The organism is Niallia sp. 03133 (assembly GCF_052663225.1).
Genome location: NZ_JBQTCY010000002.1, coordinates 24746 through 38067 on the forward strand (window position 1 = coordinate 24746; position 13322 = coordinate 38067).

General features: G+C 35.2%; 9 protein-coding genes, 1 riboswitch and 1 other annotated feature (1 of these 11 cut by a window edge). All 9 genes read right to left on the bottom strand.

Going from position 1 to position 13322, the window contains the following annotated elements; genetic code table 11:
- Positions 1-58: 58 nt before the first annotated feature.
- The 9 genes from htpG to thrS all read right to left on the bottom strand — a co-directional run bounded on the left by htpG (position 59) and on the right by thrS (position 13124).
- Positions 59-1939 carry a molecular chaperone HtpG gene (gene htpG / locus ACTYBU_RS02655; protein WP_445486926.1) on the bottom strand — a complete coding sequence of 627 codons (1881 nt, stop codon included), beginning with the start codon at positions 1937-1939 and terminating at the stop codon, positions 59-61.
- A gap of 223 nt (positions 1940-2162) precedes the next feature.
- Positions 2163-2576: a GNAT family N-acetyltransferase gene (locus ACTYBU_RS02660; protein ID WP_445486927.1), complete on the bottom strand. Its 414-nt coding sequence runs from the start codon at positions 2574-2576 to the stop codon at positions 2163-2165.
- Between the two features lie 274 nt (positions 2577-2850).
- Positions 2851-3963 (bottom strand): diguanylate cyclase domain-containing protein, encoded by a 1113-nt coding sequence (locus tag ACTYBU_RS02665; RefSeq protein WP_445486929.1) that lies wholly within the window; start codon positions 3961-3963, stop codon positions 2851-2853.
- A 669-nt stretch (positions 3964-4632) separates the two neighbouring features.
- Complete coding sequence (locus ACTYBU_RS02670; protein WP_445486930.1) at positions 4633-6054, bottom strand: amino acid permease; 1422 nt, start codon at positions 6052-6054, stop codon at positions 4633-4635.
- Positions 6055-6753: 699 nt separating this feature from the next.
- A riboswitch (Lysine riboswitch) is annotated at positions 6754-6932 on the bottom strand.
- A gap of 392 nt (positions 6933-7324) precedes the next feature.
- Positions 7325-8068 (bottom strand): type I methionyl aminopeptidase, encoded by a 744-nt coding sequence (map, locus tag ACTYBU_RS02675; RefSeq protein WP_445486932.1) that lies wholly within the window; start codon positions 8066-8068, stop codon positions 7325-7327.
- 263 nt (positions 8069-8331) lie between these two features.
- Complete coding sequence (locus ACTYBU_RS02680; RefSeq protein WP_445486934.1) at positions 8332-8508, bottom strand: hypothetical protein; 177 nt, start codon at positions 8506-8508, stop codon at positions 8332-8334.
- 173 nt (positions 8509-8681) lie between these two features.
- Complete coding sequence (locus ACTYBU_RS02685) at positions 8682-9107, bottom strand: DUF1801 domain-containing protein (RefSeq protein ID WP_445486936.1); 426 nt, start codon at positions 9105-9107, stop codon at positions 8682-8684.
- A 139-nt stretch (positions 9108-9246) separates the two neighbouring features.
- A complete protein-coding gene (locus ACTYBU_RS02690; protein WP_445486938.1) occupies positions 9247-10707 on the bottom strand; it encodes an alpha-amylase in 1461 nt (486 codons plus the stop codon).
- A 485-nt stretch (positions 10708-11192) separates the two neighbouring features.
- The gene (gene thrS / locus ACTYBU_RS02695) at positions 11193-13124 is read right to left on the bottom strand and encodes a threonine--tRNA ligase (protein ID WP_445486939.1); all 1932 of its coding nucleotides are present in this window, start codon (positions 13122-13124) and stop codon (positions 11193-11195) included.
- A 45-nt stretch (positions 13125-13169) separates the two neighbouring features.
- Positions 13170-13322: a binding site (T-box leader), on the bottom strand (it continues 97 nt past the right edge of the window).

Sequence of the window (13322 nt, forward strand, 5' to 3'; positions counted from 1 at the left end):
TAATGCAAAAAACAACCTCCTAATCCAGAAATAGGAGGCTGTTTTTGGAATCTACTTATTAGATCATTATTTTGCACAGATCGTTTGTAAATGCAACTGGATCTTCTATGGATAATCCTTCAATTAATAATGCTTGATTGTAAAGTAGGTTCGTATAAAGTGCTACTTTCTCTTTATCGTTATCAAAAGCTGCTGTTAATGATTGAAAAACGGAATGATTTTTATTTAGCTCTAATACCTTCTCTGCTTTTATATGCTCATTATTTGGCATGGCATTTAGCGTTTTTTCCATTTCAATGGTTATTTCTCCTTCTGTTGAAAGACAGACAGGATACGATTTTAGGCGGTTGGAAAGTTTCACCTTTTTCACTTTTCCGGCAAGAATCGTTTCCATATATGCAAATAATTCTTTGTTTTCCTCATTGGAAGCTGCATCTTCTTTCGATTCTTCTTGTTCAATTCCAAGATCGCTGCTGGACACTGATTTAAATTCTTTCTCCATATAGTTCATCAGCATTTTAATGGCAAATTCATCAATATCATCTGTGAAGAAGAGAATATCGTAGCCTTTATCTGCTACCAATTCGGTTTGTGGAAGCTTTTCTAATCGTTCAATTGATTCGCCAGCTGCATAGTAAATATATTTTTGTTCCTCAGGCATGCTGGAAACGTATTCGTTTAAGGAAATTAGCTTTTTCTCTTTGGAAGAATGGAATAGCAGTAAATCCTGCAGCATTTCCTTGTTTGCCCCAAAATCACTGTATACGCCGTATTTTAATTGTCGTCCAAATGATTGATAGAATGCTTCATATTTTTCTCTTTCGTCTTTTAACAAGCTTTGCAGCTGGCCTTTTATCTTTTTCGTGATGTTTTTTTCGATTCGTTTTAACTGACGGTCATGCTGCAGAATCTCTCTTGATATATTAAGGGAAAGATCTTCGGAATCTACAAGACCTTTTACAAAGCTAAAGTAATCAGGCAGCAAATCACTGCATTTTTCCATAATTAATACACCGTTTGAATATAACTCCAGTCCTTTTTCATATTCCTTTGAATAATAGTCAAATGGAGTTTTTTCTGGAATATAAAGAATAGCGTTATAGCGTATGGACCCATCTACACTTATATGAAGAGACTTTAGCGGCTTGTCAAAGCCATATCTTTTATCTGTATAAAATTGCTGATAATCATCCTCTGTCAATTCATTTTTATTTTTACGCCAGATTGGAACCATACTGTTAATTGTTTGTTCTTCTGTATATTCTTCCAGCTCATTTTCTGTTCCTTCTTTTGGACGCTGGCTTGTTTTATCCATTTTAATTGGATAGCGGATAAAATCAGAGTATTTTTTGATAATTGCCTGCAGCCGATATTCTTCTAAAAACTCATCGTATGTATCTTCTTCTGTGTTTTCTTTTAGCTTTAAAGTAATATCGGTTCCAACCGTATCTTTATTCGTTTCTTCGATCGTATAGCCATCTGCGCCATGTGATTCCCATTTGTATGCAGTATCGCTTCCAAGCGCTTTTGTCACTACAGTTACTACATCAGCAACCATAAACGCAGCATAAAAGCCAACACCAAATTGACCGATAATGTCATGCCCATCTTTTAATTCTGTTTCTGTTTTAAAGGCTAATGATCCGCTTTTTGCAATTGTGCCGAGATTGTTTTCCAGTTCTTCTTTCGTCATCCCAATTCCAGTATCGGAAATCGTTAAAGTTTTTGTTTCTTTATTTGCTGATAATTTAATAAAATAGTCGTCTTTATTAAACTGCAGCTCATCATCTGTTAAAGCTTTATAATAAATTTTATCAATCGCATCGCTTGCATTCGAAATTAATTCACGCAAAAATACCTCTCGTTGAGAATAAATGGAATTAATCATCATTTCTAATAATCTCTTTGATTCGGCTTTAAATTCTTTTGTTTGTACCATCGAGTATTCTCCCTTCACCTTTTAATCAATAGGTAGATTCCATCCGTTGTATTAGCACTTTATTAAAATGAGTGCTAAACATTATTATTTTAATACCATATTTTTTTAAATGTCAATAAAGGAAAGAAAGATTAATGATAAATTTAAAAAATCAGGATGTTTTGTTTTCATAAGGGAAATTTGACCACAAAAAAACTCATTGAAATGGTTTTCGATGAGTTTTTTATATTACAATAGACATTCCTGGAGCATCTGCTTCTCTTTCTTGAAAGCCTAATTTTTTATAAAATTGTTGTTTTCCTTTTGCGGAGAAAAGTTGAATGGATTGAATACCGCTTTGTTGGCATTTATGTAAAAGTCCTTCGATAATCTGTTTGCCCAATCCGTTCCCTTGATAAGCAGGATCCACCATTACATCACAAATTAGTGCTTGATAGACTCCATCTGAAATCATTCTTCCGAAAGCAATTAATGCTTCCCCATCATATATAGATAAACAGTACCAGCTGTTTTTAGCTGCTGTATATAATTGTTCTTGTGTGTAATTTCCTTTTTTATTTTTTAATAATCCGCTCGATTGGTGAAGCTCAGCAAATTGGTCATATATCGGCAATTTATCGATGACTGTGTAACTCATATCCATTCCCCTTTTTAAAATATCAACTAATAATATTTATACAATATTTTTAATAAATATGCAATTATATTTTGCGATTTTTTTAAAAAAAATGAAAAAAGAAAAGGAAGAAGATAAAGACATTTAGTAGCTTTATTATTCCTTGCTATCTAGGGAAGTTCCGTGTTGATTATCTGATAAACATCTATATTCAAGATATTAAAAAAACAAGCAGAATGGAAACTGCCTGCCAACTTATTAAATGAATAAAATGAACGAAGATTACATTCTATATTTAATCAATCTTATGGGATTCAGATGCATAAAAAGTATACTGGTTTTTTCCCTTTTCTTTTGCTTGATACATTGCTTTATCTGCATTGGCTATTAACTCATTTTGTTCTTCACTGTCATCAGGAAATAAACTGATGCCGATACTCAGCGTTATAGAAGCTTTAAAAGGATGAATAAAGTAGGGCTTTGACACCTCGTGAATGATCCGTTTTGTGATTTTTTCGACTTCAGCTCGAGTTGTTTCTTCAAATACTATAATAAATTCATCTCCGCCAATTCGTGCTATATAGTCCTCTTCTCTTATTGTGTCATGAAACCTACTGGCCACTTTTGTTAATAATTCGTCTCCTGCTTTATGCCCCAACGTATCATTAACAAGTTTAAAATCGTCTAAATCAATAAACATGATCGCTACATTATGTTTATGACGTTTGGATCTTGCTAAAGCTTTTTGCATATGATGATCTAATGCCTTTCTATTCGATAAATCGGTTAAGGAATCTGTATAAGCTAATATTTTTAATTCTTCTTCTAATTTTTTTCGTTCGGTAATATCAATGATCTGCGCATAAATAGTACTCATGTCTCCATTCGAATCGGGAATAGATTTTGCGATGCATAACACCCATTTGATTTTTTCATTTGGATGGTTAATACGAAATTCCCCCCGTTTGCTTTTTCCCTTTAACACATCATCAACTAATTCATTTAGAATGGGGACATCTTCTTTGTATAAGAGCTGCCTACATAAAGCAGGATTCTCCATTAACTTATTGGATGGATAGCCGCATAACGTTTCAAATTGTTCTGAAAAAAAATAATCTTTTTTGTGTTTGTTATATATAACTAATCCACATTCAAGTGAATTGATTAATAATCTATTAAAGTTTATTTCATCTTCCATTTGTTTCAGCAATTGATTCTTTTTATGAATTATTTCTCTAGCATTCCTCCAAGCTAAAGTGGTTTTATGTACGTATTTTACACAGAAGAGAGAGGAAACAACCAATAATGCCAACAAACTAATTACTATGATAAACAACAAATTATCTTTAAAAAGAAAGAAATGAATCGAGTTTATTTGGATGAAATAAAAGATGGTATCTGTCTGCATATAAAATCCTCTCTCAGCAATCAAGCTTTATTTTGTAATAACACAGTATAAAAGTCCCTTAGCAAAACAAATAAATGAGATATCCTGTATTAAGAATATGTCTTTTTTAGATCTATAGCCATATTAAAAATCCAATTTATTCCTATTAAAACACATTTGTTGGCTAATTTAAAGGAGAATTCCCTGTATCTTTCTCATTATATGTAAAAAAAGCATCCTTCATGTATGGATGCTTTTTTTTAAAAGATAAGAGTATAAGTATTCTGAAGTCAGAGAAGTGTCTAGCGCAAGCGCCCTATCGACTTCAACGCTTCCCTCACCTCGCTTGCGTAGTCAACATCGAAACACTACATTCTTCGTGTTTCCTTTATCACGTTTTAACGGGCAGTAAGAAAGTACAATAAAAATGGATAGCGCACAAAAAACTGCCTGTAAAAACCTGATCGACTCGAACTAACCATCAGGGAAAGATCATCCCCTGATGGAAGGTTCGCCTTATCTCGCTTAAGATACACAAATTAAGAACGCCACGTCCTTATGTCTTCATTTGTGTGATCCACATCCTGTGGACCGCACCTTATTCTCTCGATAAGCAAGGGCGCTTGCGATTTTCTTATATCCAGCTCCGACGACAATATCAAGTCATAAGAGCTATTATTGCTTTTGCTGTTATGCGGCATGGTTTATTTGTTTTTTATTTTTCGCTTGTGTATTTACTTGATTGTAAAAAAATATTCCACTCAACAACAATATCATACCGAAAGAAAAAGTTTTAATATCAGCTGTTCCTGCGACGATAACCCAAATCGAATAGAAAGTAGCTAATCCGCCAATAATACCATCCGTTATTCTTTCTTTTTTGGATTGATATGTTTCACCAGTGATCGTTAGTTTTAGCTGAAAGATGGATGAAATTAAATAAGGAATTAAATAAGAAAGTGTAGCAATATAAATAACAAAATCAAAAGCAGCTGAAATGCTGTTTGAAATAGTAGAAAAAATAAAAAGCTGGCCAAGCATATTTGTTACGGTTAACGAAAATATTGGAATTTTTTTATTATTTTCTTTTAAAAATGCTGGGATGAATATCCCTTGTTTTGCTGCTTGATAAGGTACTTCGGAGCTTAGCATTATCCATCCTATTGTAGAACCGAATAAGCTGATCAAGCCAACCGAAGCAAGTATTTTTCCTCCCATAGGTCCTATAACTGCCACTATTGCATCAATTAATGGTTTTTGTGATGAAATGAGCGCATCCTGATTTAAGATTCCCATTACCAATGTGCTTATCCCTATATAAATGGCTAAAGCAATAAACAATCCTAAAATAGTCGCTCTTTTTACATCCAGCTGTTTTTTGGCTCTTCCTGCAAAAACCACTGCCGATTCCACTCCAATAAATGCCCATAGTGTTGTTATTGCAGCATGGTTAATTTGTCCGAAAAGGCTGACTGCTTGTCCTGCTTCATCTAATCTTGGTTCGACAAGCGGCAATATCGTGCTTGTTTGAAAAGCCAACAAAGCTACAATGATAAACAATAAGAAGCCTACGACTTTTGCTGCTGTTGCCATAAAATTTAGCTTCCCAGCATTTTCGATCCCACGCAGGATAATAAAATGTGTACCCCACAATAAAATCGTACATACGAAGAAGGTTAAAGCATTTCCAACCTTTAATGTAAAAGATCCAATTGTAATTAACGCTGCTTCACTTGTTAAAATCGGAAAAAAGGAGGAAAGGTAACCTGCAAATGTGGTTATAATCGCAATATTTCCTGCTAAATTTCCAATCCAATAACCCCAGGTCGACATAAAACCAGCAAGCAATGATTTTTTAGAGCCAGCTTTAAATAATTCCTTCGCATATATTTGCGGACCGCCTTTTAAATTAGGTTTTCTAGTGCCTAAATTTCCAAAGACAAGGGCGGTTACTAATACACCAAGACCTGTGAATATCCAGGCAAGTAATACGCCTCCTGGGCTTGCTACTTCCGATAATGAACGAGGCAGCATAAAAATTCCTGATCCAACCATATTCCCTACAACGAGGGACGTTAATATTCCTAGTCCGAGTTTTCCTTTTGTATTCATCTTGTTGTCCTCTCCTTCTCTCTTCCTTTTGCTCAAAATTGGAGAATTTACTCTGAAGAATATATCCTTGATTAACGAACATTTTGGTTCTCTTCCTTAATTGTATGGAAAAATGATGAAAGATACCCGTTAAAGCCAAATAGTAAAACAAATAACATTGTTACTTGATAGATTATTTATCCCACGCTTAACGGGCAGTAAGACCCCAATGTCATCAAGTTTAACTTCAATATATTAGAAATCGAATAAAAAGTGGGAGTATGCGTTAGGTTTTCCGAGGCTTACCGCTCGCTTTCCATGGGGCGAGCGGTGAGCCTCCTCGTCGCGGACGCTCCTGTGGGTCTCACCTGTCTCGCAATTCCCATAGGAGTCGAGCGGACGCCTCTCCAAACGAACAATTTTTATATTAATACAATTTATGGAATCTTAAGTTGATGACATTGAGTAAGACCCCCACCTCAAAATGCTGAGAAATCGATGAAGCTAGGTGTTGAAACTCGCCCGTAAAGATCCGATAAGTGCAACTAACCATCAGTGGGGGATGAGGAAAAACCCCCACTGATGGAAGTTTACTTTATTTCCCTACATCTATTAATCTGTGTGTATCCGTATAAGTGGAGAATAATAATCTTGCAGGCTCCAATTAAAAGGGCATAAAAAAACACACCGCAAGTATGGGGTGCAAATAAACACCATCAGAAAAAGGATAGTTCATCATAGTAATCCCTATGACAGTCCTGTACCTATTCGGATACAGGCCCAGCTACTTATTATCAGAGAATAATAATGCTTCGGCGGTTGTTCCTTTCAAAAGATATTTGCAAGCTCTCCGACTCTCTATCTTCCTACTATTAAAAACCGCGACCTCTACCTCATCTTGAGCTGATAAGGATTTTTTATAAAATTACATTTAATACAATACGGAATATTTCATGGATTGTCAAACAGGAATATTATTGCAATAAAATTTTTATAATATTCGAAAAAGTAATAATTTTAGATTCTCTCCTGCTGTATTGCTTACTTTTCTATATGTTTATCCCACTCTTAACGGGCAGTAATACCCTCTCCTGAAGATGCCGAGAAATCGAGGAGGCTAGGGGGGGGGAACTGCTCGTTAAGGTCCGATAAGTGCAACTAACCATCAGTGGGAGATGAAGAAAAACCCCCACTGGTGGAAGTTTACTTTATAAAGATGGTGATTTGTTGGAAGGTTTTTCTGAAATAATAAAGACGGCTGCCTTGAAATAAATAGGACAGCCGCTTTGTTCTATAAAGTAGTTATAATTGGTTGATCTTTTGTAATGATCACAGTATGTTCATATTGAGCGACAAAACTTTTATCTTTTGTAGAGAAAGTCCATCCGTCTTCTTTTTCATATACTTCTTCTGCATTTGTTGAAATAAATGGTTCAAAAGCAATAACCATGCCTTCTTTTAATAAATCATTATCCCATGAGTCAAAGTAATTTAAGATATGATCAGGTTTTTCATGCAAGGATGTTCCAATGCCATGTCCAGTAAGATTTTTTATTACAGTAAAACCATTTTTTTTCGCCGTATTATAAACGAATTTTCCAATTCGATTTTTTTTGCCGCCTGGTTTAAAGCATTTTAATCCTTCCTCAAATGCTTCTTGTGCAGCATCACATAACTTGATTAACTTTGGATCGCCGTTCCCTACGACAAAAGATTTGCCTGTATCGGCAAAATAACCGCCTTTACTTGCAGAAACATCAATATTTACTAAATCTCCTTCTTGAATTATGCGGCTGCCGGGTATGCCGTGCGCTACTTCATCATTAACAGATATACACGTAAAACCAGGAAAGTCATACATTGATTTTGGCGCCGATACAGCTCCATGCTCTTCAAAAAGTTTTCCAGCAAGATCATCCAATTCTTTTGTTGTTATTCCCGGCACTGTTTTGCTGCATAATTCTTCTCGAATCATGCTGACAATTTTTCCAATTTCCATTAAACCATTTACATCTTTTTCATTTTTTACTATCATTGTTTTCTCTCCGTTCATTTCTATTCCAGTTAAATATTATATTCGTCCAATAATATGGCGCTTATTATTATACGCTAACATTATCTTTTAGTAAAAGAAATGTATCGTTTGCTAAGAAAGATTTTTCGATTTATTTAATGGATATACAACCTATGTTTCTCCTAATCTACCAAAATTAAGTGCAATAAAAAACTTCTTCTCACAGCAGCAGTCCAAATGGAAAAATGCATTTGGACTGCTGCTGTTATGAGCGTTAGCTTTTATTACTTCTTGAATGCTCCATTATTTTTGGAAGCTTTTTCTTTTTTTGCTTTATCATGGTGTATTTTATTTGCCGCGGCACTACCCATTTCATGTGCAAATTCTTCATTCAGCACGGCAGAGTCAAATCCCTTTTTGTTTTTTTGCTGTGGATCATTTTTTTTATTTTTCTTTGCCATATATAAACCTCCTTCATAATCTATGTTAGTATGAATCAGAGGTTTTTCTTTTATTCTTTTTTTGAAGAAAAGATCAGGATTTCAACAAATGTTGTACGCAGCGAAATACAAACATTTTCGTCAGTAGAATATATTGTCGACATGGTGAAATAAAAACGAATAAAAAAGTTATATTATTCGTTTTCTGGGTATGTTTCCTTTAAGAATTGTACTGATTCTGATATGATCTTTTTTAAAACATCGATATGAATATCGTCCAGTTTATTTATATACACACAGGCTTTCCCGGTTGTATGTTTTCCAAATTCCTTTAGTAGTTCATCTCGATTGGTTAATCCTGTCGCAAAATACAAGCTGATTTTTGCTTTTCTTGGCGAATACCCGACTAATGGTGCATCCCCTTCATGTCCAGAAGCATATTTATAATGGTAAGAACCAAACCCAATAATGCTTGATCCCCACATTTTTGCTGGTAGACCCGTTGCTTCTGTAAAAATATCTAATAATTGATAAGCATCTTCTTTCTTTTTTTCCTTTTCAACCGCTTCAATAAATTCAATCACACTATTCTCTGTTTCTTTCGTTTTTAATTTATACATAAAGAGTAATTCCTTTCTAATTTAGAATGGTAAATATTACTTCCTTTATTTATTACATCATATTATAATTATCTGAAACTGAAAAGAAAAGACGTTAAAAAAGACCTTAAAAATTAAGGCCTTAAACGTTATTCCAGTACTACTCCATACTATCTGCTAATCCCCAAATGGAAACACTTTTTCCATTAACAGGGAAGTCTGCAAACCCATCTTCGTTTATATTAATTTTATCGTCTCTTGTATTGGTAAAGTCAATCCATTCTTCACCTGCCCGCTCCACGCCGACAAACATTCGTTTGCTTCCCTCTTCATGATTTGATATAACCACAGCACAGCCAGATCTTTTTTTATCATTGCTTCCATGTCTTACCCATCCGATAATATGTTTGTCATCCAAATAATCGTCTTGTTTTCCATATGCTTTTTGTTTTCGAGCATATAGTAGTGGATCAATTGCTTCTTTTTTACCGTCGATCGCATTTTCTCCGCTTATCCCAAAATAATCGCCATAAAAGACAGATGGATAACCGTCTCTTCGCAATAAAATAAGACTGTAGGCAATTTGTTTAAACCAATCTTCCACCCATGATTCAAGTGATTCATTTGGCTGCGTATCATGATTATCAACAAATGTTACACTGTTTTGCGGATGCCTTTGAACCAACGTATCATCGAAGATAGTGGATAAATCAAAATCACTGCCTTGTATAGAAGCGGTATGTAACTTATAATGCAGCGGAACATCAAATAAATCAATTTTATGATCCATTTCATTTAAAAATGCATCACATTCCTCAATATCTGTTTTCCAAAACTCTCCGACAAAATAAAACGAATCTCCATTTGCTTCATGCATGCTCTCAGCAAACCGTTTAATAAATTTATGATTTATATGTTTAATCGCATCTAAGCGAAAGCCATTACATTTTAGGGTTTCACTTAACCATTCCCCCCATTTTATCATTTCATCTTGGACTTCCAAATTATTATAATCAATATTGGCAAACATCAAAAAATCATAATTGCCGAACTCATCATCAACATAGTTATTCCATTCCTTATGCTCACCTAGTATACGAAATACTCCAGTTCTATCTTCTTTCGCATCATAGTCCGTTCCGTTAAAATATTCAAAGTTCCATGTAAAGGACGAATATTTTCCTTTTCTACCTGGAAAGTAAAACTTCGTCCAGCCTTCAATATCATGCGGTTCAGAAATAACCTCTTCACGATTTTCTGGATTTACTTCAACCACCTTGAATGTTTCTTTTTCATCGGCACCTGCTTTATGATTCATCACGATATCCACATAAACATCAATCCCGATGTGATGGCAAGCTTTAATTGCTTCGACTAATTCGTCTTTTGTGCCGTATTTTGTTCGGACCGTGCCCTTTTGATTAAATTCACCCAGGTCATATAAATCATAAATACCATAGCCATTATCATCTTCAGAAACCCCCTTTGTAACAGGAGGAATCCACACAGCATTAATGCCAGCTTCTTTTAATTTGCAAGCATTTTCTTTTAAGTTGTTCCAGTGGTTTCCATCTGCAGGAAGATGCCACTCAAAATATTGCATCATCGTTTTATTTGTCATGTACATTCACCTTTCTTCAGGAAGATAATAGAGTATGCATAATTAGTACCCCTTTTGAAATTATTTCAAGCCTTTTTAAAAAAAGCTCTGTTAAATTTCATTGTTGATTTTTGAATGGTCAGGGAATCTCCTCGCTTTCCGCGGACGAACCGGCAATTCTCCTCGCTCGTACCTGTCTGAGCTGAGGTCTTACCAGCCGTTTTTTAAGCAGGAGTCTCTTAAATTTCCTTCCCAGAAACAACATGATCGTTTAAAAGAGCCAAAAAAATAAAGTGAACCTTCCATCAGTGAGGAGGGTTCATCCTCCACTGATGGTTAGTTAAACTTATCGGATCTTTACTGCCCGTTAAGAGTGGGATGAAAAAAACGGAAGGATCTGCTTTATTAGCTGCATCCATCCGCATGGAAGAAAAAAATTTCTGTATCATTTTGTATTTTCCATAAATTTAATTTTTCTAACTAGAAATGATCAAAAGCTTCAACAGTTATTCAACACTTCTAGTATTTATTGAATTTTTTAGAAAAGTAATAAAATCATCCAGCTTTACTTCGTTTGAATCATCGCTGCCATATTTTCTAAGATGAACTGATCGATTCTCCTGTTCCTTATCCCCCGCTACTAAAATAAACGGAATCTTTTTCATTTGTGCTTCTCTTATTTTATAGCCAAGTTTTTCTTCACGTAAATCAAGCTCCACTCTTATATGCTCTTTTTTTAATTGTTTTGTTATTTCTTCCACATAGTCTTTATGAATTTCATTTGAAACTGCTAACACTTTTACTTGAACAGGTGCTAGCCAGACAGGGAAGGCACCTGCAAAATGCTCGATTAATATACCAAGAAAACGGTCTATTGATCCAAAGACTGCACGATGTATAACGACTGGACGCACTTTATTATTTTGTTCATCGATGTATGTTAAATCAAATTTTTCTGGCATTTGAAAATCAAGCTGCACTGTAGCACATTGATGACTTCTCTTTAGAGCGTCTTTAATATGAATATCTATTTTCGGTCCGTAAAATGCCCCGTCTCCTTCATTGATGGAATAAGCATAACCAAGATGCTGTATTACATTTTTCAAAGCAGCTTCTGCTTTATCCCATAATTCTTCGCTTCCCATAAAATCCTCAGGTCTTGTAGACAGCTCCATTTCATATTGAAATCCAAATGTTTGATACACATAATCGATTAATTTTAATGCAGATGTAATTTCTTCCTCGATTTGATTAGGTGCTGCAAAGATATGGGCATCATCCTGACAGAATGTACGAACTCGGAGCAAACCGTTTAAAGCACCGCTGAATTCGTGGCGATGAACCTGGCCAAACTCTGCCATTCGAATGGGAAGGTCTCGATAAGAATGCAGCTTATCCTTAAAAATAAGCATATGTCCTGGACAATTCATTGGCTTTAATGCAAAACGCTGATCGTCAATATCGGAAAAATACATATTTTCTTTATAGTGATCCCAATGTCCAGAACGTTCCCATAGACCCTGATTCATCATCATTGGTGTACGGACTTCTTTATAATCAAAAGAGTATTGCAACTCCCTTAAAAAAGACTCTAATTCATTCCGGATAATTTGGCCGTTTGCTAAATAAAATGGCATGCCGGGCGCCTCTTCCGAAAACATAAATAATTCTAATTCATTCCCTAATCTACGGTGGTTTCTTTTTTTCGCTTCCTCCACAAAATGAAAGTGCTCCTCTAATTCCTCTTTAGAAGCAAAAGCTACCCCATAAATGCGCTGCAGTACTTTATTACTGCTATCACCACGCCAATAAGCTCCAGATACATGTGTTAATTGAAAAGCTTTGATCAACCGTGTTGCCGGCAAATGGGGACCGCGGCATAGATCGGCAAATTCACCTTGCTGATACACAGTAACAACCTCTTCTTTCGGGATAGCTTCTAATAATTCCAGCTTAAGGGGATCAAAAGAAAACATTTCTTTTGCCTTTTCTCTTGAAAGCTCCACTCGCTTAATAGGCTGGTTTTCCGCTATTATTTTCTGCATTTCACGTTCAATCTTTTTCAGGTCATTTATTGTAATGGAAACATCTATATCAAGATCATAGTAAAAGCCATTTTCAATGACCGGTCCAATCCCTAAATGAACATTTCCATATAAACGTTTAACAGCCTGAGCTAGTACATGAGCTGCTGTATGTCTCATTACCTCTATGCCAGTTTTTGAGTGAAGCTCCACAAGCTCTATATCCGCATTTTCTTCAATAGGACGAGTTAAGTCATATAAAGCACCATTTACAAAACCAGCGGCTGATTTCTTTTTCAAACTTTTACTAATCGACTCGGCAATTTCCTCTAAGGAAATTCCTTTTTTAACGTTCTTTTGGTTTCCATCTGGAAACTTAATGATAATTTCCTTTGCTTTTTCTTTTTGGATCATCCTAAAAACCTCCTTTTTAATATAAAAAAACACACTCATCCCTAAAAAAGGGACGAGTGTGCATTGTTTACCCGTGGTTCCACCCAAGTTCCCGCGAAAAGCGAAAGCGATTTGCTTTTTCTTCTTTTTGCAGCTTGTTGTGCTATAACGCAGCATCTACGGTATTGACTACTAATTGTTCGTCAATACTGCTCCAAG